The sequence below is a fragment of the Halomonas citrativorans genome (assembly GCF_900163645.1).
In the GTDB taxonomy this organism is placed as follows: domain Bacteria; phylum Pseudomonadota; class Gammaproteobacteria; order Pseudomonadales; family Halomonadaceae; genus Vreelandella; species Vreelandella citrativorans.
The window spans coordinates 133,746-156,500 of the sequence record NZ_FUKM01000033.1 but is presented as its reverse complement, the minus strand read 5'-3'; the positions used below and the strand labels follow the sequence as shown (position 1 = coordinate 156,500).

Genomic DNA, 22,755 nt, shown 5'->3' with positions numbered 1-22,755 from the left:
TAGTTCTACCTGACAGAACAAACATTTTTAAAATAGAACATGTTTGACATGTAAAAATCGTTCTGCCATAAAGAACATCATTATGCCTGACAGAACAAAAAGGAACCATTATGCCGCTTATCAAAATTACAGCATTCGGCAAGCCCCATGTCTGAACTGTTAAAAGGGATTCGGGTACTGGATCTGACCAACGTTCTTGCTGGTCCTTACTGCTGCTATCAGTTAGCGCAGCAGGGTGCCGATGTCATCAAAGTTGAGCAACCCGGAAGTGGAGACTTGGCCCGCCAATTAGGCGCTGACCCCGAACTGAATGCCCAGTTAATGGGCGTTTCATTTCTCGCCCAGAATGCGGGCAAGCGCTCCATTGAGCTCAATCTAAAATCCGACCAAGGCAAGCAGGCTTTTCGCAAACTGGTACAAACCACCGATGTATTGGTCGAAAACTTTCGCCCTGGCGTAATGGACCGGCTTGGCCTTGGCCATGAGAGCCTTCAAGCGCTTAATCCACGCCTGATCTACTGTGCTATTTCAGGGTTTGGACAAACCGGCCCGCTGGCAAAGAACCCTGCTTACGATCAGATTATCCAAGGTCTTTCCGGCGTAATGAGCGTGACAGGCGATGAAACGTCTGCACCACTGCGCGTTGGCTACCCCGTTTGCGACACCATCGGTGGTATGACCGCAGCTTTCGCCATTTCCAGCGCCTTGGTCGGCCGACATAGAACCGGGCACGGCGAGTTTATTGATGTATCCATGCTTGAATCCATGATGGGCACCATGGGCTGGGTGGTGTCCAACTGGCTGACGTGTGGCATTGAGCCACTTCCTATGGGAAACCAAAATACAACGGCGGCCCCATCCGGCACCTTCCGCACTGGTGATGGGTTGTTGAACATCGCTGCCAATAAGCAGGAACAGTTCGAGATTCTGTGCCAGTTGATAGAGCGCGTGGATTTGATATCCGATCCACGATTTCAATTACGTGAAGAGCGCAAGCGCAACCGTAACGCTTTAACTATCGAGTTGGAAGCCGCCTTGCAAAGCGCTTCCGCTGAGCAGTGGGCAACACAAATGAACGCCCGCGGCATACCCGCAGGCGAAGTGCTCACCGTTCCTCAGGCGCTTCGCCACCCCCAGGTCGAAGAGCGTGAGTTAACGCGCACGTTCCCCGGCGTCGTCGGCCAGACAAACCTCTCAGTAGTGCGCTCAGGTTTTCGCCTGGGCAGCGGCGATCCCGAACCCAAAACACCGCCTCCCACATTGGGTCAGGACACTGATGCGATTCTTGCAGAGCTCGGCTATGACGCTGCCGCACGCGCCGCCTTCACTCATCCAAACATAACAACCAAAGAGACGGAAAAATGATTGAAGAGAACCGCCGTACCGCCGGTGAAGACTGGTGGTCTACCGATATCATAGAAATGTCCCCCGGTATAATTCGCTACCACGGCTACGCCATTGAGGACCTGATTGGCAAGGTTGGCTTTCCGGAAATGATCTGGTTGATGCTACGCGGCGATCTACCCAGTGCAGCCCAGGCGTCTCTGTTAAGCACGGTACTGATGAGTTCCATTGACCACGGCCCACAAGCGCCGTCTATTGCCATTGCGCGCATTGCATCCACCTGCGGTGTAGGCATCAACAACGCCATGGCTTCTGCAGCCAACGTACTAGGCGATGTACATGGCGGTGCGGGCGAGCAGTGCGTGGCGCTATATAACGCTATCCAGGCACGCTGTGAAGCTGGTGAAGATATTACCTCTGCCACCCATACCGAGCTTGCCAAGCTTAAAGAGAGTGGCGTGCGCTATATCCCAGGGTTCGGGCATCGCTTCCATCCTAAAGACCCACGAGCCCCCAAACTGATGGAGGTTCTACGCGCCACAGCCGACGACAGCATCAACACTCATTTCGCCGACATTGCAGAAGAAGTTGAGCGCCAGATATCCCAAGGCCGCAGCCGTGCAATTCCCATGAATGTGGATGGTGCAACCGGTGCTATTTATGCGGCACTGGGATTTCCACCAACGCTATGCCGCGGCCTGTTCGTGCTATCTCGCTCGGTAGGCATCATGAGCCATGCCTGGGAACAGATGCAGCGACCCGAGCGCAATAAAGGCCCACTCCCCCGTACCGAAACCTGGACCTATACCGGCCATGCTCCCCGTAGTGTTGAGCAGGAAGGCGGCCAGCCATGAGTTATACGATTCTGGTGACGGCCCCTCGCTTGGCTGACGAAGGCCGGGAAGTGCTGGAACAAGCAGGCTGCCGTCTGCTATTCATCCCCAAAGGGGAGGAAGATAGCCTGGGTGAAATAATGGCCAGCCAGCCTATCGACGCCGTCATCGCACGCACGCTCACGCTGAATAAAGCAACCATTGCATCGTGCCAAGGGCTGCGCGCGATATCCCGCCACGGCGTAGGCCATGACGCAGTAGATATTCAAGCAGCGGCTGAGCTGGGTATTCCTGTGACAGTCGTCGGTGATACCAATGCGCAGTCGGTCGCTGAGCTAGCCATTGGCCTGATGATCACCGTGGCGCGTAACGTGTCGGATCTGGGCCAACGTGTTAGTACCGGTGAATGGCCGAGACAAACCCCTGGCTTACAACTTTCAGGCCGTGTGCTGGGGCTGGTGGGTTGCGGCACCATCGCCCGTCATGTAGCCCGAATGGCCAATGCCATTGGTATGCGCGTTATCGCTTATGACCCCGCCCTTGAAACCATGCCAGAAGGTATTTCCAAGGCGGCTAATCTGGACGACCTGCTAACCAGTAGCGATGTCCTCTCTCTGCACTGCCCGCTATTGCCCTCTACCCAGAACCTGATTGATGCCGCAGCACTCGCGAAGCTTCACTCGGGCGCCATTGTGATCAACACCGCACGCGGTGGGCTGATTGATGAGAATGCATTGGCCGACGCCATCATGGCTGGCCACCTGAAGGGCGCGGGGCTGGATACCTTGAATATTGAGCCCCCGCCTGAAAACCATCCTCTTCTGCGCTTACCCCAAGTGGTACTCACTCCGCATGTAGGCGGCAATAGCGATGCAGCGCTGGCAATGACTGCCCGTGCCGCTGCCGAAAATGCCTTGGCGTTGCTGTCTGGGCACCCCCCTGCGCATGGACGCATCGTCAATGAACACTTGCTGGAGATAACTCAATGAGCATGACACTTGATGGCGGAACATGGCCTGCTGGCTTTGCTGTCCAACCGCGCCAAACCACCCTAACGCAAAAGCTGCTGACCGCCTTTAAACAAGTGCCGGTCGCTCATGCAGGCGATGTGATGGGTCGCCATACAGGGGCAGTAGGCCTTCACGCTTATCACAACGACCTTGGGCTCACCATGTGTGGTACAGCTATTACGGTACGTACCCGCCCAGGTGACAACCTCATGGTGCATGTCGCCATACAGCGCGCCCAGCCAGGCGACATTATCGTTATCGACGGGGGCGGCGACCTCTCTACCGCAGTGATTGGTGGGCTGATGCGCACAACAGCAATTGCTCGCCAACTAGGTGGCTTCGTGATTGATGGCGCGCTACGCGATGTCGCTGAATGGGCCGAAGGCGCCTTACCGGCTTACGCCCGTGGCCATGTTCATCGTGGCCCCAGCAAGGATGGCCCAGGTCAAATAAACATCCCCATTTCCTGTGCCGGCATGACAGTGATGCCTGGCGACTTGATTCTGGGAGACGCCGACGGTGTTATCGCTATTCCCGCTAGTGAAGCCGAGGCACTTTTAAGCCTGTGCCAAGCCCAGGCAGAGAAAGAGGCGCGCATACGTGCGCAGAATGAGACCGGCGAGGTCGACCGCGAGCGCTTTGACTCCATCCTGCGTAAGAAAGGCTGTCCGCTTTAGCTATTACTTCAACACCCAGCATTACTTCAGCACACAACAACAAGCAGTACGACAACATCAATAATAAGGAACACGCTATGAAAAACAACGCTTTAAAATCTATCGCCTGCGCCGCATTGCTTATACTTCCTACCGTAGGAATGGCCCAATCCTATCCCAAAGGATCGATCGACTTTATTGTGCCCTTCTCCGCTGGAGGAGGTACAGATTTTGCCTCACGCGTACTGACAGAGAAGCTCTCCGAGCAGCAAGGGTGGAACTTTGTTATTGAGAACCGCGGCGGAGCTGGAGGCAACATCGGCCTTTCACAACTCGCGCGTGCTAAAAATGATGGGCAAGTTATGGGCATGGGGCAAACGTCTAACATGGCGATTAACCCAACGCTGTACGCCAGCATTCCCTACGACTCATTAAATGATTTTACGCCTATTGCGCTAGTTAGTTCTCAACCCATGGTGCTAGCCGTTAACCAGAACTCGGCCTACGAAGATTTTGAATCTTTAGTCGCCGCCGCCAGAGAAAACCCAGGCAAGGTTTCCATGAGTACGCCCGGCTCTGGCACGGTGAGTCACTTGTCAATGGAAGTATTTAGCGACCAAGCAGACGTAGAGTTCATGCATGTGCCCTACCCCGGTGCGGCCCAAGCGGTAACAGACGCTATTGGCGGACATGTGGACTTTGTGACTGCCAGCCTTCCCAGCTTATTGTCGCATATCCGATCAGGCTCATTAAAAGCGTTAGCGGTTACCTCGCTTGAGCGCAATGCAGCCCTACCCGACGTTCCCTCGATAGCCGAGTTAGGCTATGAAGGTTTTAAAGCCTCCGACTGGAAAGCAGTGGTCGGCCCCGCCGGTCTTCCCGACGATGTAGTCGCAACCTTTAACGCCGCTATCAATCAGGCGCTTCAGGATGAACGCCTGATCGAAACGATAGAGAACGAGGGCAGTACGGTGGAAGGTGGTTCCGCCGATGAATTTGCTGCTTACCTGCAGGCCGAGTATGAGCGCTGGGCTGAAGCAGTAAGCGCCTCGGGCGCGACAGTGGAGTGATCATTTAAGGCCGGGCATTGATTTATTTGCTCGGCCTTATGGGAGACATCATTATGCTAAATCGCGATATCGTTGACATTATTACGGGGATGGCACTGGCAGCTTTTGGCTTAATCATTGCCGCCTATGCCACTACGCATTATAACCTTGGGTCACTTCAGCGTATGGGGCCTGGCATGGTTCCTATGGGCATAGGATCGATTATTGCCCTGCTTGGCATAATGCTTTCCATTGGAGGCGCATCGCGCCCACATTTTCCAATGCCAAGCATTGAGTGGCGCCCGCTAGCCGCTATCCTCAGCGGAATTTTGGTCTTCTCTCTTGCAGTACCACGTGTTGGCTTAGTGCCTGCCATTTTCCTGTTAACACTGATCACCTCGCTTGCCGATAAGCAGTTGCGAATCAAGACGGTTTTGGCACTCATCGCCTTTCTCATTCTGGTGGCCATTTTGATCTTCCGCTTGGCACTTGGCATGAACATACCGATCTTCAGGTGGGCATTCTAATGGACTTTTTTGGCAATCTTTCACTTGGTTTGCACACCGCACTTTCGCTCAGCAACCTGTTTTTCTGCTTTGTTGGTGTGTTTCTAGGAACACTGCTTGGCGTTATCCCGGGCGTTGGCGTTTTAGCCGCCATTTCCATGCTGTTTCCCATAACGTTTCATATGGAAGTGACATCAGCACTCATAATGCTGGCAGGAATATGGTACGGCACGAGTTACGGTGGCAGCACGGCGTCTATCCTGCTTAACGTGCCAGGCACGCCTGCCAATGCGGTGGTCTGTTTAGATGGCTACCCTATGGCACAAAAAGGTCGTGGTGCCGTTGCTCTGTTTATGACCACAGTGGCCTCTTTCGTTGGCGGCTCCATCGGCATCGTCATCCTGACCCTTTTCGCACCGGTGATAGCACAATATGCCTTGAGCATGGGCCCCGCTGAGTACTTCTCATTAATGCTGCTAGGGCTAATTGCGGCGACCGGTATTGCTGATGGCTCCGCAGTCAAAGGCTTCGTCATGGTCATGTTGGGTATTTTCCTTGGCAGTATCGGTACCGACGTTTACACAGGCACACAACGTTTTGCCTTTGGTATCCCAGAACTCGGTGACGGCATTAGCCTGGTAGCACTGGCCATGGGAGTGTTCGGGGTAGCGGAGCTCATTATTAGTGTTGGCAGTGTTAAGGCAAACCGCTTTAAATCGTCTGACCTGACGCTACGCGCCATGAAACCTACGCGCGATGATATGCGACGTTCGTGGTTCCCGATGCTGCGCGGCTCAAGCATTGGCTCATTCTTTGGCGCCCTACCGGGAACAGGCCCGTCACTGGCCGCGTTTATCGCTTATGCAGTGGAAAAGCGCTCATCCAAAGATCCAAGCCGATTTGGTAAAGGAGCAATTGAAGGCGTCATGGCTCCGGAATCCGCCAATAACGCAGCTGACCAAACCTCGTTCATCCCTACTCTGGCCTTGGGTATACCCGGCAGCCCGACAATGGCACTAATGTTAGGTGCGCTCATTATTCATGGCGTTACACCTGGCCCCGGTCTGATGACAGAGCAACCGAGCCTTTTCTGGGGTCTCGTCATGAGCTTCTGGATCGGTAATATTATGCTGGTTATCCTTAACGTTCCTCTTATTGGTCTATGGGTACGCCTGCTTGCCGTCCCTTATCATCTGCTGTTTCCAGCCGTATTGATGTTCATTTGCCTGGGCACCTACAGCGTCAATAACAGCTCGTTCGACGTACTATTGGTGATGATATTCGGTGCGTTGGGCGTTTTGATGCGCAAACTGGCTTTCCCTGCGGCGCCGCTCATTTTGGGGTTTGTACTTGGCCCGATGATGGAGGACAACTTCCGCCGCGCCATGCTGCTCTCGTCGGGAGATTTTGCGACCTTCATTGAGCGGCCGATCAGCGCCACCATCCTCGCCATTGCTGCGCTGATTTTGATATGGAGCTTTTTTTCCACGCTTAAAGCACGCCGCGCGCTTGCTCAGGGCTAAGCTAGATCTGATTTACTTAATCTGAACGCTTGCTCTGCCATGTATAGGAGCAGGCGTTCAAAGTCGTCAGCCCCACCTCGTTCCCAGATAGAAACCAGATTTTTACTGACGTTAAGATATCAAAGCTCTTTTCGAACGATCTCCGCCCCGGCACTCAAGGCACTGAGTTTACCTCTGGCGACCGAGCGAGAAAGCGGCGCCATGCCACAGTTGGTGCAGGGGTAGAGCTTGTCGGCATCAACGAATTGAAGTGCCTTTCTAAGTGTTGCGGCGACTTCTTCCGGCGTTTCAATGGTGTTGGTGGCGACGTCGATGGCACCCAGCATCACCTTCTTGCCGCGAAGAAGTTCGATCAGCTCGATGGGCACGTGGGAGTTCTGGCACTCCAACGAAACGATATCGATGTTGGATTTTTGCAGCCGGGGGAAGACTTCTTCATATTGCCTCCACTCCGACCCTAGCGTCTTTTTCCAATCCGTATTGGCTTTAATGCCGTAGCCATAACAGATATGGACAGCGGTTTCGCATTTGAGCCCTTCAATGGCTCTTTCCAAGGCGGCGATTCCCCAATCATTCACCTCGTCGAAGAATACGTTGAACGCAGGTTCGTCGAACTGAATGATATCGACCCCCGCTGCCTCCAGTTCCTTTGCTTCCTGATTGAGCGCTTTAGCAAACTCCCACGCCAGCTTCTCACGACTTTTATAATGATCGTCATACAGCGTGTCGATCATGGTCATCGGGCCCGGTAGCGCCCATTTGATGGGTTGGCGGGTTTGCTGACGCAAAAACCTGGCATCTTCGACGAAAACTGGCTTATGGCGACTGATCTCGCCCACAACCGTCGGCACGCTCGCATCGTAGCGATTGCGAATTCTCACGGTTTTGCGCTTTTCGAAATCGACGCCGCTAAGGTGCTCGATAAAGGTCGTCACGAAATGTTGACGCGTTTGCTCGCCGTCGCTGACGATATCGATACCGGCTTGTTGCTGTTCCTGCAACGATACGCGCAGCGCATCCTGTTTACCTTCAATCAACGCCTCGTCTTGCAATTTCCAGGGCGACCAAAGGGTTTCGGGCTGCGCAAGCCAGGAGGGTTTGGGCAGGCTGCCCGCCGTCGAGGTGGGTAAGCGTTTACTCATGAGTCATCATCCCGTGCATTTGATTAGGTTAAAGCGAGCCGTTGGAAGACCACTGCTCAAGCATCGCCTGATAGGGTTTGATGAAGTGCTCTTCAGCAAATTTCCCCTGCTCGGCGGCCAACTGGCTACGTTCTTCTCGGTCGTAAACGATTTGAGTGAGTGAATGATCCGAGTTCTTCAAGTTGGGCTGATAAACATTTCCCGCGACCGCATTGGCGTTGTAGATCTCAGGCCGGTAAATCTTCTGAAAAGACTCCATGGTGCTGATGGTGCCGGCAAGCTCAAGATTGGTGTAATCGTTGAGCAGGTCGCCAGAAAAATAAAACGCCAAGGGGGCAGCACTATTGGCAGGCATAAAGTAGCGAACCTGAAGCCCCATCTTCTTGAAGTACTGCTCGGTCAGCGAAGACTCGTTCGGCTGATATTCAACGCCTAATACGGGATGCTGATTATCGGTTCGGTGATAGACCTTGTTATCCGACACGCTCAAGCATATGACGGGAGGTTTCCCGAAATGCTCTTTGTAAACGGATGAATTCACGAAGCTTTTAAACAAGTTGCCGTGCAGAACACCAAAATCATCTGGAATACTGAAAGTCGACTGGTGCTTGTTATGCTCTAAAAGGCGCACGCTAAAGTCGTAATCTCGAACATAGGATGAAAAGTTGTTCCCTACGATACCGTCAATGCGTTTGCCGGTTTGCTTGTCCAGAAAACTGGTTTTGAGTATCTCGATGATTTGAAAAGGCGCTTCATGGCCCCCTGCGCCAACCTCCATACTCACGGAAATGATGTCGAGTTCGACGGAATAACGACGTCCTTCGGGGTTATCCCAATGCACCAGGGCATTGAAACGGTTATTGATCATGTCCAGGGTATTGCGGAGGTTCTCGAGCCGCCTCTCGCCCCGGGCCAAATTGGCAAAGTTGGTCGTGATACGCGTATTGTCCGACGGACGATAATTCTCATCGAAGCCGATACGCTTGATAGTAAATGCGACGTCGTTATTCATCATCTCGCCTCCAATAGTAAAAAATCGAACCGGTTCTTCGCTTCTGCGGAACGGCCCAATATTTATAAATCGGGCGGCTTTACAGCTTTTAAGCCTGACAGCCTTATTCATGAGAAGCTGACAGGCTCTATAACGAAGAGTACTGGGGATTTTATACAGGAGTACAAAGATGAATAAAAATGGTCTTATTTCATGGTAAGTTTAGAAAAATTCATAGTGAAAGCCGACTCTTCAACTGAAAAAGATGCTGGCTGCGTTGGGCTTGATGAATTTAGGTAGTCATACGGCGCGCTCGACATCCCCGCACTAAAAGTACGGGGTTTTCTGCGCAAATCTGATAAAGTTATTATCCTGCTAAATAGTTTTCTGCAGACTTCATGCACGTTTATATTCTTTCACTGGACACGCTATGCATAACCTATGGATTCCCGTCGTCGCCATTTTCGTCGTTGCGGGCCTGATATTCGGTGGCCAAGCCTATTCCGAGGCCCAGCGTGATGCCCACATCGCCGAGACGATTTCGGAGCGTCTTAATAGCCAAGCACCGGCCGAAATTTCCAACCTGGCGACTGTCAACAAGGGGTATGGGGTGTGCGGCGACTATGCGCTTTCAGGCGCCGAGTCCGGTCGCTTCTACTACAACAGCAACACCAAGCGACTGGCGTTGGGCACCGATGCCCCGCTGTATCAAGACAACTGCAAGCGCGTTTCTTACTGATCCCTTGGAATCTGTTCACGATACGTTAGCAGTAAAGTGATTGCGCCCAATGCTGCGCGGATTGTCGAGTAAATGAAGTCGCGGCTGCCCCTATGCCGAATGCGCCTTCTTGAAGGGCACGAGGTGCAGCACACCCACCACCACCGAACCCACCAAAAAGCCAATCACCGCAGAGCACAGTGTATTGAAGCTCCAGCCCAACAGGCCGCCCAAGGCACCGGTTGCCTCGCTAATGCCATGCTCAATGTGGTGTACCCACTCATAGGGGGAATTGAACCAACCCGTTCCATCGGCACCTAGATTGACCATCAAAATATGCCCACCCACCCAGAGCATGGCGATGGTTCCCACCACTGCGATGGCCGCTAGCACCTTGGGCATGGCCGTCACTAGACCACGGCCCAGTTTCTGCATGATCGAACTCTCCCGCTGGGCGAGCTTTAGGCCGACATCATCCATCCTGACCAACAGCGCCACCACGCCATACACCAGGATAGTGATGACAAACGCGACCACCACCAGGCTCGCCAGCTGTGACCAGAACCCTTGATGGGAAACAGTAGAAAGCGCGATCACCATGATTTCAGCGGAAAGAATCAGGTCGGTGCGAACGGCACCACTCACGATCTGTTTCTCGGCTTCCGGCCCCTTCTCTACCGCTGGCTTATCGTCGTCATGCTTGCCAGAGAGCTTGTGCCAGAGCTTGTGCCAGACCTTCTCCGCGCCCTCAAAGGCCAAGTAGGTGCCGCCCACCATCAGGATGATCGGCAATAGCGCGGGCAAAAAGTGATTCAACAGCAGCGCCACCGGCAGGATAAAAATCAGCTTGTTGCGGATCGAACCCAGCGCGATTTTCTTCACAATCGCCAATTCACGCTCCGCTGCCACCCCCTGCAAATATTGCGGCGTTACCGCCGTATCATCCACCACCACCCCGGCCGCCTTCGCCGTCGCCCGCCCAGCGGCGGCACTCACATCGTCCAATGATGCGGCGGACAACTTCGCCAATGCGGCAATGTCATCCAGCAATCCAATCAAGCCGCCTATGGCCATGGATGTTTTCTCCGTGAATAACAGGTGTAGATAGTAAAGCACATAGCGGACTAGAGCAGGTCGCCTCTTACTCCAACTGCTCAATCAAGGTCTCCCAGTAGGACAATGTGATACGCGGGATGCAGGCGGCCACCAAGAACAAGCGAACGCTTACCACGACCGAGGTTCGCACTCTCAATTGATAGGTGCGAAAACCAAGCGTGCCCATGACGCCCGACCAACGGGAGAAACAGACGCTTAACCAGTTGCCTAGATTGAACCTTATGTATGCAGTTGGCCGATGGACTTGGGCTCGACGCCGCCGAGTTGTGTTACCAACCCGAAATCCGCGCCTACCTTGTACACTACTACGACCGGATTTCCGATGCACAGGCCAGCTTGCGCCGCCTACACCAGCTCGACTTCTGCCAGCTTGCAGGAACGCCATCGTTGATCAAATATGAGAGCGACGGCGGCCTCGGCTTGGCTCGCTGACGTGCCCCCCTTCAGGAAGTAGGAGCACCGACCAGAGATCTGCAGCGCCTAATCGGTTGGCTATTCTTTAATTTGCTGATCGAAAACAACGACAGCCATGCTAAGAATCTCTCTATCCTCTACACCGAAGGGCCACGGTTAGCGCCGTTTTATGATCTAATGAGCACGACGCTATAGAGCTACTTCTCGCGATACTTTGAGCTTCACATCAACAGTGCGGACCGTCCCGGCAGCATCGAGCGTTCGCGCCTTGAAGCATTGGCCCGCTTACTGCGCTTACAGCCACGTTACTTTATGCATCAGGGCTTGAGGCAGGCTGAGCTTATGTCGACGGCGCCCAGTAATACGCTTATCAAGCTTGAAACACTGTGCTTTAAAGCATTGAACAGAAAGTGGACTTCCTTAAACAGCCCAACATGTATTAGATTATCTAAGTTTTCCCCTGCCCAGTTAGCCTCAAGTATTCAGAGTCTGCGATTCCTATTCTCATCCAATTTCGAACCAGCCCGGCCATCTCACTTGCGGCACGCGTATATCTGATTTCGCCAAGCCAGTAAAACTCTCTTTTTCCAGAGTCGAAGAACTTAAAGTCCCCCTCTTCGGATCGTGATGCTAAAACACGCTGGACTGCTGCATCGGGCGTAAAGAAAAAAGTCCTAATAATCGGTTTCTTTGAGTCTAAACTTAGCCGAGTCTCCTCACTACTATGCTCTTTTAGAACTATGCCATATCTTATGTTTTCAATTCTCGCTTTTAAAAAGACAAATGGGGTGTCAGTTTCTAACCGAAGGGTATCGCATGCAGGGGTTAAGCAAACCAAATATTCAAATAGCTCAGGAGTTATTTGCCCCTCGTCATTAGTTTGTGCATCTTCAATTTTGTATTTTATAAGAGTTCCAGTAGTGAGGGATGGAAGCCAGCCTTCAGTTCCCTGTAGCTTTGAGCGTCCATATGCTTCCCGTTTTAATGCCACTAGCCTTGCAAACTCATGTTGCGATGTTTTTGAAGTATCAACGGATCCCGCTAATGCTGAAGAGATAAAGTGGCGGTGATCTTTTGCTATCTTTATATCCTTCATGTCACCGTAAAAAAAATTGTCATCCTTAATGCCATTCCTAAGAATTTCATCAATCAGTGCATAATCAATTTTTAAATTTTTGCCCGCATTTTGAACCTGTATGGTTTGCTCATTGGCTGCCAGCCATTTTAAAATCGGTTTTGAATCTAGATATCGGTCGGCTACCGACTCAATTCCGAGCGCAGCATCACACTCTGCGACGAATAACTCTCGTAACATTTCCGAAACATCGCTAGAGGGATTAGTTATGATGTAATTTGAAATATATGCAGCATCCAACCAGTTGCCGAACCTGGTGAGCATATGATGTGCACTTTTTCGAATTGCACCTACGGCGGCCATTGAAAAGGCAGGGACCAAACCATCTGCAAAACGGGAAAAAATATTTATGAGCTCGGTAGGAAGCTCCGAAGCGGAGGTAGCCGCTTTGTTTTTCATAACAATAATAGTGCTATCTCCTAATGCGCAAAACTCCTCTCCTTCGAGGTCATTGAGTGAAACGCCTCCCTTTTGAAGATATTCTTTTGCATCGGCAAATATAGTTTTCTTTAATGGCTCGCCTGTATAAATACATATAAGTCGAAGCCTTCCATTCTCAAATGAATCGGACTCAGCTATTTTTTGTAGTATCTGAAGTGTTAAAGACTCATCCTGTTTTTTTAAGTACCAATCTATGATCACTAGATCTGAAACCTTCGCAGCTGCCACTGCTCGGTTGATCTTTTCATTATTATGTTTGTCGTTATCATCAGGAAGAACGAAAGCACACGCGATTCCCTTTGAGGCGAAATCATCTGAGATCGCACGAACATCTAAATCATGACGATTTTCAATCGTCACCGCATCTGGAGGAACAAGAGTAGGTATGTCTTCTCCAAACCCGTCATCTGAGACTAATGGTGCAGTAGCTTCTGGGGTGCTATAACTAACCCATGGTTCATTGTCTATGACTACTGCAGTTTTGAGAAACTCTTTAACCGCGCTTTGAATATGCTCACTCCAAATTTCACTAGGGCTTGGAGATGGAGCTTCAGCCACCGCAGCTGTATCTTCCATATTATCCATGTTGCATATCCTTCGGATAAATCTTGAATTGAGGATTTTGATAAGCTCCCGAGTGGCTAAGCTCAATAGTAAACCCTTCACGGTGCAAAGTTTCACGACTTACAGCAAGGCCCATACCTCTCCCTCCAGGTTTTTGGGTCTCACCGAACTCAAAAATACGCCGCTGCATACGTTCCTCAATTCCAGGTCCATTATTAGATATTAAGAAGCCTTCGTCATCTGCATCCATTGTGATTGTTCTATCTCCTTGTGCACGGCTATCAAGCCAATAGATAGCGTTATCTATTATATTGATAAAAGCTCCTATCACAGCAGAAGATTTACAACTAACCTTAAAGCTTCTAAAAGATAGCGTTGCTTCAAGCTTGATATTGGAGGACGTAAGTTTATCCTCAAATACATTGCGTATTACATTTAGGATTTCGCTTCCTGATATTTCAATTGTAGAACGATGCATTCGACGGCCTAATGGATCTAATACTTTTAAATATCCATCTAAATGTTCTATATGATCACGTAGTTTTTTATAAATTTTGGCAAGGGGCGGATTTTTGTCAGCCCATGGTTTTAGCTCTGACATGGCACTTCGGATACCACGAGCAGCACCTTCAAACTCATGTTGTAAAATACCTACTGACATTCCCATTTGTGCAAAATCTGCATAAAACTCAACTTGCTCTTCTAGCAGTTGGTTTCTTGATTCAAGTGCTCCAAGCTGATCATCTAGGGTTTCGCGAACTTGCACACTTTCCGAAATCTCTACCATCTGACGCTTAAGCGACTCAAATAGGCTGGCTTCATGCATCTTTAATGTAAGTATTTTTTGCTCTGTTTCTCGGCGTAGTATATCCAATTTTTCAGGCTGTTCAGCAGAAATCCTTGTAAAATTGCTAACATGTTTTTCCATACTAGCGCGCAACTCAGAAAACTCTTCCTGAAGTACTTTTTGTACGATACCCTGCATTTTTTCGCTAGCACTTACAGCTTCTCGGCGAAGATTAACTAAGTCGCGCACTATCTCTTCTTTCTCTTTTTCTATATCTTGGAGAGCAATAGCTCTAAGTTCAGATTGAGAAATTCGTCCTTTATTCGTCTCTGCAATTTTCTCATCCGCTTCACTCCGAAGTGGGCCCAGAACTTCAGTAATTAATTGCCTAGAAACCTCTTCATATGCTGCCCAATCTTTTTGTAAACGCTTTGTTAGCTGCAACCCCCTAGGCATAGCAATTTGGGTTTGACGAGTTAATTTTATTAATTTTTTGTTTTATTTCAGCTTCAAGAACTCTCGAGCCATATGCAAATTCTTCGGTAGATTTTATTCCATCTAGTTTAAAAATATTTTCGGACAGCTCCTCTAGAATTCGCTTCGATTCGGTTTCAAAATATCCCGAGTTGTACTTTTCGAAAAAAACATCTAAAAGCTTTTGAAAATCTTTTCTGCGAGACTCGGCTTTTACCTTTTGTTTTTTTAGCAGCTCTGCTTGCGCTGTAAATAGCTCCTTACCTTCAATGTAATCTTCACCCTGAGGAGAAGTATTGCGAAAAAATTCGTAAGCAAGTTGTTTGAAGAAGTTAACTAGGATAGAACGAAAGTCGCGGTATGCAAGGTTTTCTCTAAAACCTTCCCTACCAGCTTTCTCAGTCAATGAATCATTTACAGAATGTTTTATTTCGACGTAACCAAACCCCCGTCGATATGAAAAGAACCAATCTCTAGCTGAATAAGTTCTTCGTTTCTCAATATCAAGCCAATCTACATCCGAGTTTCCATAAGGTAAAACCCGTATTCCGTCTCTATAAATGTATAGTCCACCGACACGATCCGTTTTAGACGACATTTCTTGCCAATCTGTTGGGTTGAGGCGAGATTCGGTGGATCTGCCTTGAACGTATCCGTACCTTAAGGAAAACGGCCCACACCTCGGAGTTCTCCCCTTTCCGTCTATCCAGTTACATACATATGGTCGAGGCTTACCATAAATCGAAACAGTACCTATGAACTGACCCTGCTCATTAAATGTGCCTTCAAAATATTGGTCGGTTCGTTTGAAGTCTTCACTGGTAAAAAAACTTTTCGAGCCGATACGTTCGTGCGGACCGTCCGCAAGGTGATCTCTAAACTCAGTTTTTATTACTGGTTTAAGTAAAGACATTACATTGGAAAAACCTAATAGATTTCTTTCTAGCTTTGATGATTCACGCTCAGTGCCGCTATCAATGTCATCATCTAACTCTGGTGCTACTGGAAGCACAATAAAGGTGGTGCCATAGCCGTCGCCTGAGAGAGTTAGCGGATCTTGTCTCTCGCTACCGTCACTGTTTTTATTTAAAGTTTTATCCAGCATATCAGGCCCAATGAACCTGACCTGCTGCAATGTTTCTTTTAGCTGTTTAAAAGCTTCTGGAGATATTTCGTGCCTTAGGTCCTCCAGATTTTTTGCAACCTTATCAGCGAGGCCACATATATCTTCCCGAGTTGGCAACATTCCGCCTGGAAACTCTGCAACAGGAACATTAATTTCACTAATATCTAACCCCGGTTGTTCAAAGAGTCCCCAATGAACGAGGGCTACCACTAGATTTTTCAATCCATCTGGACGGCTCGCTCTGGTCATAAGAATGGTAATTGGTGCAATTACTGCAATCGCGAGTCTTCCAATACCTTTCTCACCCATAATTGCGCGTTGAGGTAAATTTTTTGGGCCACGCCATTCGTGTTCAGCAATATCTTTATTTACAACGTTTGCGTTGACTCGTGATTCTGTGCCTAGAGTAAGCCAACGATTCTCAACGTCGTTACGGGTCATGCCATATCCATCATCTCGTAGAACCAACACGCGATTTCGGCGAAAATAGTCGGCTTCGACGTTCTCTGCATATGCGTCATGCGCATTTTTAAACAACTCATGAATCGCATTGGGAATACCAGCGATTTGCTGTCGACCAAGCATGTCGACAGCTCTAGCTCTAACCTTGAGCTGTGTCATTAAGGCCCCTAGATTTATCAGTTTTGGTCTGCAACTCAGCCATCCCAACCGCAATTTCTACAGGCGACTTTTTAAAGTTCGCGCCATGGCTATTTTCCGGTTATGACATCAATTTGGTAGCCGAATCATATAGGACGTAGTTACGAACTATTGTACAGTAGTATCTGGAATACTACTGTAATCGAGATGATGCTGCCAAAATAAACTGAGATAAAAGGGGTCAGTGCTAGTAGAAGGTGTGTAGAGAGCTTAAGCGAAGCATCAAGAGATGAGTGCAGCTTTTAAACTACAGGCGATGGTAAACATCATTTTGGGCGGAACTGCATTGCCAATCTGCATTGCCACCTGGCTGGCATTGCCATAAAAGATATAATCGTCGGGGAAAGTTTGCAGTCTCGCAGCTTCTCGTAGGGTAATGGCTCGATTTTGTACCGGGTGAGCGAATCTACCGCGAGTTATATCCGTACATCCAGTAGTAAGAGTTGGCGCCACATCAGACCAGCCCATTCGCCCATAAGTATCTGAAAAAGCGCTTTTTTTAGCATTTTTATGGCAAGCAAGTTGTAGGTGGGGCGGGAGCGCATTGCGACCGCCTCCGTCAATGGGAATATGCCGTAAACGCTCGATATTAAGTGGAGAATGCTTTCTTGCATAGTGCAGCGGGTCCGCTCCCGCAGCTGTCCGGCCGATGGGAGGCTCAGGTAAATCGCTGATGGCCTCCCCAACTGTCGTTCTTCTGGTTGTAGCTATACTAACTGCTTTCTGCAGAGCGACTCCTTTAGCAGCTACGAGTATCATGCGAGATCGGCGTTGGGGAACACCTAGCTCTGCAGCATCTACTCGCATTGGCTCTGCCACTTCATAGCCGACTTCATTACGAAGCCATGATGTGAAGTCGTCAAAAATATCGGTTGATGCCAAACCGGGAACATTTTCAAGAAAGACCAGCGATGGGCTAAAGCGCAGAATGAATTTTTTGGATTCTGCTACAAGGTTGTTTCGGCTGTCGCTGAGAGTTTTGCGACGGTTTTGGCTGCTAAAAGGCTGGCAAGGCGCACAGATGACCAAGAGATCAAGTTTGATCGGTATAAGATCGGCAAAATCATCAGGATCGACTTGTCGGATATCTTTTTCGAGCAGACGCACTGAGGGATGATTAGCACGGTAGGTACGGCATGCCCCAGCCTCGTAGTCCACTGCACCAACGACCTCAAACCCAGCCTGTTGCAACCCTAAGGAAACGGCACCAGATCCGCAGAATAGATCCAGAGCAATTGGCTTTTGGGCACGCAGGGCCATACGATTTTCCTAAAAGTCTAAAGTTCCTACACACAGATTAGGGACAGGTAACTGAGGTTATAATTTGCAGCTATGTTATGCATAAATGGCTATTGAGTCTAGATTTTTTAGACTTTAAGCCCTTATAGTCGCCTTCGTAAGCTAGTTTGATTCCAAATATGCACTGGCTATAAGAAAACTCCATGGAGGTACTAGTGCACTATCTTTAGCTTCAACTATTCGCTGCACTTTCCCTCATAGAAACACCCCGAAGATTGTAGGTATCCAACTTTCGGGATGCATTCGACTACGCGAACTTTAGAGTATGTCTTGCTACATAGTACCATTCAGTACCAGACGCCCAATCACTCCCACTCAATAGTAGCAGGCGGCTTACTACTCACATCATAAGTCACCCGAGAAACCCCACCCAACTCATTGATGATGCGGTTGGAAACGGTCTCCAGCAGCTCATAGGGCAGGTGCGCCCAGCGTGCGGTCATGAAGTCGATGGTTTCTACCGCGCGGATGGCGATGACCCACTCGTAGCGGCGGCCGTCACCTACTACGCCTACCGATTTCACCGGCAGGAACACGGCGAATGCCTGGCTGGTTTTTTCGTACCAGCCGGAAGCGCGCAGTTCTTCGATGAAGATGGCGTCGGCTTCGCGGAGGATATCGGCGTATTCTTTCTTCACTTCACCCAGAATACGCACGCCCAGGCCCGGCCCTGGGAAGGGGTGGCGGTAAACCATGTCGTAGGGCAGGCCGAGTTCCAAACCAAGCTTGCGCACTTCGTCTTTAAATAGCTCGCGCAGCGGCTCGACGAGCTTGAGCTTCATGGTTTCTGGCAGGCCACCCACGTTGTGGTGGGATTTGATCACGTGCGCTTTGCCGGTTTTGGAGGCGGCGGATTCGATCACGTCCGGGTAGATAGTGCCCTGGGCCAGGAACTCGACGCCTTCAATCTTGCTGGCTTCTTCATCGAACACGTCGATGAAGGTGTTGCCGATGATTTTGCGCTTGGCTTCCGGGTCTTTCTCGCCTTTCAGCTTGCCTAGGAACAGGTCTTCAGCGTCTACACGGATGACCTTGACGCCCATGTGCTTGGCGAAGGTTTCCATGACCTGGTTGCCTTCGTCTTTACGCAGCAGGCCGTTATCCACGAATACGCAGGTCAGCTGGTCGCCAATCGCTTTGTGTAACAGCGCGGCTACTACGGAAGAGTCCACACCGCCGGAAAGGCCGAGCAGTACGTGGCGGTCGCCCACTTGCTCGCGTACACGCTGTACCTGGTCTTCGATGATCTGGGCAGGCGTCCAGCGTTTTTCAGCTTTACAGATATCCAGCACAAAGTGCTCAAGAATCCGCTGGCCTTGCAGGGTGTGGGTGACTTCCGGGTGGAACTGTACGCCGTAGAACTGCTTCTCTTCCCAGACCATCGCCGCAATCGGGCAGCTGGGTGTGGAAGCGGTAATGGTGAACTCGGCAGGCGCTTGGGCTACCTTGTCGCCGTGGCTCATCCACACATCCAGCAGGGCTTTGCCGGTGGCGGTGTCTACGTGGTCTTTGATGTCTTTGAACAGTGCGTTTTCAGCGTCGATGCGGATTTGTGCGTAGCCAAACTCGCTTTTGTTGGAGCCTTCCACTTTACCGCCCAACTGCTCGGCCATTGTCTGCATGCCGTAGCAAACGCCAAACACAGGCAGGCCCATTTCGAACACGCACTGCGGCGCACGCGGGGAATCCAGCTCGGTCACGGACTCCGGGCCACCGGCCAGGATGATGCCGTTGGGGTTGTACTCGCGGATCTCTTCTTCGGTGATATCGAAGGCGCGAACCTCAGAAAATACGCCAATTTCGCGTACCCGGCGGGCGATCAGCTGGGTGTACTGTGAGCCGAAGTCGAGAATCAGGATTTTGTGGGCGTGGATATCATTCATGGCGGTATCTCGAGTAAGCAGTGGAGGTGCTGCTGGTAAGGCCGAAAAGCAAGCGGCGGAGCAATGCCCGCCGCCGTGTTACTTAAAAGCGCTGGTTAGCTCACCCGGTAGTTGGGAGCTTCTTTGGTGATCTGCACGTCGTGAACGTGGGATTCGTTAAAGCCAGCACCGGTAATCTGGACAAATTCCGGCTTGGTGCGCATTTCTTGAATATCGCGGCAGCCGGTGTAGCCCATGGAGGCACGCAGCCCGCCCATCATCTGGTGAACGATGGCGCTCATCATGCCTTTGTAAGGTACGCGGCCTTCAATGCCTTCAGGCACCAGCTTCTCGGCACCGGCATCCTTATCCTGGAAGTAGCGGTCGGCGCTGCCCTGGTTTTGGGCCATGGCGCCCATGGAGCCCATGCCGCGGTAGGCTTTATAAGTACGCCCCTGGAACAGTTCGACTTCGCCCGGCGCTTCTTCGGTACCGGCCAGCAGGCCACCAACCATCACCGCGCTTGCGCCAGCGGCAATTGCCTTGGCCAGGTCGCCAGAGAAGCGTACGCCACCGTCGGCAATCAACGGAATGTCATACTCTTTAAGCGCGGCGGCGACGTTGGAAACGGCGGTGATTTGCGGCACGCCCACACCTGCCACAATACGCGTGGTGCAGATGGAACCAGGGCCGATGCCCACTTTCACGCCGTCGGCACCCGCTTCGGCCAGTGCTTTGGCAGCGGCGCCGGTGGCAATGTTGCCGCCGATGACCTGGATGTCCGGGTAGTGCTCTTTGATCCAGCTAACGCGGTCAATAACGCCTTGGGAATGGCCGTGGGCGGTATCGACAATAATGACGTCAACGCCTGCTTCCGCCAGTGCGATAACACGGTCCGGGGTTTCCGGGCCGGTGCCTACGGCGGCGCCTACTAACAGGCGGCCATCGCTGTCTTTAGCGGCCATCGGGTAGGTGCGGGCTTTTTCGATATCCTGGAAGGTGACCAGGCCACGCAGGTGGAAGGCGTCATCGACAATCAGCATTTTCTCAATGCGGTGTTCGCGCATCTTGGCTTTGCTGGCTTCAAGGTCAGTGCCTTCCTTGACGGTAATCAGTCGATCACGCGGGGTCATGATATCGGCCACGCTGTCGCCTACGTTCGGCTGGAAGCGCATGTCACGCTCGGTCACGATACCCACCAGCGTTTCGCCTTCCACCACTGGGAAGCCGGAGAAACCGTTCTCTTTCGCCATAGCGAGAAGGTCTTCAAGCTTGGCCTTGGGGCTAACGGTGACCGGGTCTTTAACAATGACACTTTCGTGCTTTTTGACCTTGCGCACTTCCGTGGCCTGCTGGGCCATGGTCATGTTCTTGTGAATGATGCCGATGCCGCCTTCCTGAGCCATCGCAATCGCCAGACGCGCTTCGGTCACGGTGTCCATCGCGGCAGAAACGAGCGGGATATTAAGCGAGAGATTACGGGTCAGGCGGGTTTTGAGACTGACATCCTTGGGGAGGATATCGGAGAAACCAGGAACGAGAAGTACGTCATCGAACGTAAGCGCTTCTTGGGCCATACGTAGCATAGCGGCAACACCCAATTTGATGTGGGAAGAAGGGGCGTGAAAAGTTAATCCCCCATTATAGCGTTTTGAGGGGTTCCCCAGCAATGTGAGCATGCGACCAATTATCTACTCTGCGTTGGTGGTAGGCTAAACTAACCGCTTTTATTTCATGTAAACCAAGGTGATTGCCATGCCAGACGCCTCCCGCGCCCTCTCCGTCAGCGAGCTCAACAAGCAGGCCCGCCAGGCGCTTGAACGCGATGTGGGCGAGGTGTGGGTGGAAGGTGAGCTTTCTAACGTTTCGCGCCCGGCGTCCGGGCATATCTACTTTACGCTTAAAGATGACCGCGCCCAGGTGCGCTGCGCGCTGTTTCGCCAGCGGGCGCGTTTTGTATCGGCGCCGATGCGCGATGGTGACCAGGTAAAACTGCGCGGGCGGGTGTCGCTGTTTGAGCCGCGTGGTGACTACCAACTGATTGCCGAAGCCGTGCAGGCGGCCGGGCTTGGTGAGCTGCTGGCCGCGTTTGAGCGCTTAAAAGCCCAGCTGGATGCCGAGGGCGTGTTTGCCAATACGCGTCCCCTGCCCTTTCCGCCGCGCAAGATTTTGATTTTAAGCTCTGCCACCGGCGCGGCTATTCGTGATGTGCTGGCCGTTTTAGCGGCGCGCTGGCCTCTGGCGGATGTCACGTTAATCCCGGTGCCGGTACAGGGCGTGGAAGCCGCCTCCGCGATGATCGCAGCACTTGGGCTACTCAACCGCCAGGCACGGTTGGACCCTGAGCGCGATGTGGTGTTAATCACACGGGGCGGCGGCAGCCTGGAAGATTTATGGGCGTTTAACAACGAGCACTTGGCACGGGCGATTTTTCATTCACGCCTGCCGGTAATGTCAGCGGTGGGCCATGAGGTGGATGTCACGCTTGCCGATTTTGCCGCCGATGTACGCGCCCCGACCCCTTCGGCTGCCGCCGAGCGCCTGGTGCCGGATCAACACGCCTTGAAGCGCCAGCTAGTTGATCAGCAACACCGCCTGCACCGCGCCATGCAGCGCCGGTTGGAGCGCGACAGCCAGCAGTTGGATAGCCTGCGCGCACGGCTTCGCCATCCTGGCGAGCAGCTAAACCGCCAGCGCCAGCACGTGGCGACCCTTTCCCAGCGTTTAAATCGCGCTATGCAGCAAACGCTTACTCAGCAGCAGGCAAGCGTAACGCAGTTGGGCAAGCGCTTGGCGAGCCAGGACATGGCGCGTTTGCACCGCGCAGAAAGCGAACGGGTGGGCCAATTGCACCGCCGTATGGAAAACGCCATGCAGCGCCAGCTTCAACGTCAGCAGGCGCGTTTAACCAGCGCCGCACGGGAGCTCAATGCGATTAGCCCTCTGGCCGTACTGGGCCGGGGCTACGCCATTGCCCAGGATGAAAAGGGCCAGGTCGTGCGCCGCGCCGAGGAGACCAAACCCGGCCAGAAACTCTCACTGCGTTTGGGTGAAGGCAGGCTGAGCGTCGAGGTGAAACGGCGCTTCAAGTAAACAGCTAGAAAC

The 22,755-nt window shown here is 51.7% G+C and carries 19 protein-coding genes and 1 pseudogene; 10 read left to right on the top strand and 10 right to left on the bottom strand.

The features are described from left to right. The first annotated feature begins 147 nt into the window (after positions 1 to 147). From CZ787_RS08280 to CZ787_RS08250, 7 genes are all read left to right on the top strand, one after another. Positions 148 to 1,365, top strand: coding sequence for a CaiB/BaiF CoA transferase family protein (locus tag CZ787_RS08280; RefSeq protein WP_087108057.1), 1,218 nt, complete (start codon positions 148 to 150; stop codon positions 1,363 to 1,365). After that, entirely contained in the window at positions 1,362 to 2,198 is an 837-nt protein-coding gene (locus CZ787_RS08275; protein ID WP_087108055.1) for a citryl-CoA lyase, read from the top strand. The genes CZ787_RS08280 and CZ787_RS08275 overlap by 4 nt, the downstream gene beginning before the upstream one ends. After that, on the top strand, positions 2,195 to 3,166 hold the full coding sequence (locus tag CZ787_RS08270; RefSeq protein WP_087108053.1) for a hydroxyacid dehydrogenase: 972 nt from the start codon (positions 2,195 to 2,197) through the stop codon (positions 3,164 to 3,166). The genes CZ787_RS08275 and CZ787_RS08270 overlap by 4 nt, the downstream gene beginning before the upstream one ends. Further along, positions 3,163 to 3,864 (top strand): RraA family protein, encoded by a 702-nt coding sequence (locus tag CZ787_RS08265; RefSeq protein WP_217883858.1) that lies wholly within the window; start codon positions 3,163 to 3,165, stop codon positions 3,862 to 3,864. The genes CZ787_RS08270 and CZ787_RS08265 overlap by 4 nt, the downstream gene beginning before the upstream one ends. Before the next feature lie 77 nt (positions 3,865 to 3,941). Continuing rightward, the gene (locus tag CZ787_RS08260; RefSeq protein ID WP_087108051.1) at positions 3,942 to 4,913 is read left to right on the top strand and encodes a Bug family tripartite tricarboxylate transporter substrate binding protein; all 972 of its coding nucleotides are present in this window, start codon (positions 3,942 to 3,944) and stop codon (positions 4,911 to 4,913) included. Positions 4,914 to 4,966: 53 nt separating this feature from the next. Next, positions 4,967 to 5,419: a tripartite tricarboxylate transporter TctB family protein gene (locus tag CZ787_RS08255; RefSeq protein ID WP_176372196.1), complete on the top strand. Its 453-nt coding sequence runs from the start codon at positions 4,967 to 4,969 to the stop codon at positions 5,417 to 5,419. Further along, a complete protein-coding gene (locus CZ787_RS08250; RefSeq protein WP_087108047.1) occupies positions 5,419 to 6,921 on the top strand; it encodes a tripartite tricarboxylate transporter permease in 1,503 nt (500 codons plus the stop codon). Before CZ787_RS08255 ends, CZ787_RS08250 begins: the two co-directional genes overlap by 1 nt. Positions 6,922 to 7,040: 119 nt before the next feature. On the opposite strand, the gene CZ787_RS08245 is transcribed toward CZ787_RS08250, so the two are convergent. Both CZ787_RS08245 and CZ787_RS08240 read right to left on the bottom strand, forming a co-directional pair. Then, positions 7,041 to 8,063, bottom strand: coding sequence for a methionine synthase (locus CZ787_RS08245; protein ID WP_087108045.1), 1,023 nt, complete (start codon positions 8,061 to 8,063; stop codon positions 7,041 to 7,043). A 28-nt stretch (positions 8,064 to 8,091) separates the two neighbouring features. Beyond that, entirely contained in the window at positions 8,092 to 9,075 is a 984-nt protein-coding gene (locus tag CZ787_RS08240) for a DUF1852 domain-containing protein (protein ID WP_087108403.1), read from the bottom strand. A gap of 409 nt (positions 9,076 to 9,484) precedes the next feature. Here CZ787_RS08240 and CZ787_RS08235 point away from each other — a divergent pair, with 409 nt between their 5' ends. After that, a complete protein-coding gene (locus CZ787_RS08235; RefSeq protein ID WP_087108043.1) occupies positions 9,485 to 9,793 on the top strand; it encodes a hypothetical protein in 309 nt (102 codons plus the stop codon). Positions 9,794 to 9,883: 90 nt separating this feature from the next. Here CZ787_RS08235 and CZ787_RS08230 read toward each other — a convergent pair whose 3' ends face one another. After that, the gene (locus CZ787_RS08230; RefSeq protein WP_087108041.1) at positions 9,884 to 10,846 is read right to left on the bottom strand and encodes a DUF808 domain-containing protein; all 963 of its coding nucleotides are present in this window, start codon (positions 10,844 to 10,846) and stop codon (positions 9,884 to 9,886) included. Positions 10,847 to 10,926: 80 nt separating this feature from the next. Then, positions 10,927 to 11,091: a type IV toxin-antitoxin system AbiEi family antitoxin domain-containing protein gene (locus CZ787_RS19265; RefSeq protein WP_419866535.1), complete on the bottom strand. Its 165-nt coding sequence runs from the start codon at positions 11,089 to 11,091 to the stop codon at positions 10,927 to 10,929. 22 nt (positions 11,092 to 11,113) lie between these two features. On the opposite strand from CZ787_RS19265, the pseudogene CZ787_RS19080 reads away from it, so the two are divergent. Next, positions 11,114 to 11,497 (top strand): annotated as a pseudogene (locus CZ787_RS19080) (HipA domain-containing protein). Positions 11,498 to 11,750: 253 nt separating this feature from the next. Here CZ787_RS19080 and CZ787_RS08210 read toward each other — a convergent pair. The 6 genes from CZ787_RS08210 to guaB all read right to left on the bottom strand — a co-directional run bounded on the left by CZ787_RS08210 (position 11,751) and on the right by guaB (position 21,236). Beyond that, positions 11,751 to 13,463, bottom strand: coding sequence for a response regulator receiver domain (locus CZ787_RS08210; RefSeq protein WP_217883856.1), 1,713 nt, complete (start codon positions 13,461 to 13,463; stop codon positions 11,751 to 11,753). Beyond that, complete coding sequence (locus CZ787_RS18935; protein WP_217883855.1) at positions 13,456 to 14,673, bottom strand: ATP-binding protein; 1,218 nt, start codon at positions 14,671 to 14,673, stop codon at positions 13,456 to 13,458. The genes CZ787_RS08210 and CZ787_RS18935 overlap by 8 nt, the downstream gene beginning before the upstream one ends. A gap of 4 nt (positions 14,674 to 14,677) precedes the next feature. Next, complete coding sequence (locus tag CZ787_RS18930; protein WP_217883854.1) at positions 14,678 to 16,450, bottom strand: ATP-binding protein; 1,773 nt, start codon at positions 16,448 to 16,450, stop codon at positions 14,678 to 14,680. A 261-nt stretch (positions 16,451 to 16,711) separates the two neighbouring features. Then, positions 16,712 to 17,749 (bottom strand): DNA cytosine methyltransferase, encoded by a 1,038-nt coding sequence (locus CZ787_RS08200; RefSeq protein ID WP_087108033.1) that lies wholly within the window; start codon positions 17,747 to 17,749, stop codon positions 16,712 to 16,714. Positions 17,750 to 18,093: 344 nt separating this feature from the next. Further along, a complete protein-coding gene (gene guaA / locus CZ787_RS08195) occupies positions 18,094 to 19,671 on the bottom strand; it encodes a glutamine-hydrolyzing GMP synthase (protein ID WP_087108031.1) in 1,578 nt (525 codons plus the stop codon). A gap of 95 nt (positions 19,672 to 19,766) precedes the next feature. Then, complete coding sequence (gene guaB, locus CZ787_RS08190; protein ID WP_087108029.1) at positions 19,767 to 21,236, bottom strand: IMP dehydrogenase; 1,470 nt, start codon at positions 21,234 to 21,236, stop codon at positions 19,767 to 19,769. Between the two features lie 169 nt (positions 21,237 to 21,405). On the opposite strand from guaB, the gene xseA reads away from it, so the two are divergent. After that, complete coding sequence (gene xseA / locus CZ787_RS08185; protein WP_087108027.1) at positions 21,406 to 22,743, top strand: exodeoxyribonuclease VII large subunit; 1,338 nt, start codon at positions 21,406 to 21,408, stop codon at positions 22,741 to 22,743. Positions 22,744 to 22,755 lie beyond the last annotated feature (12 nt).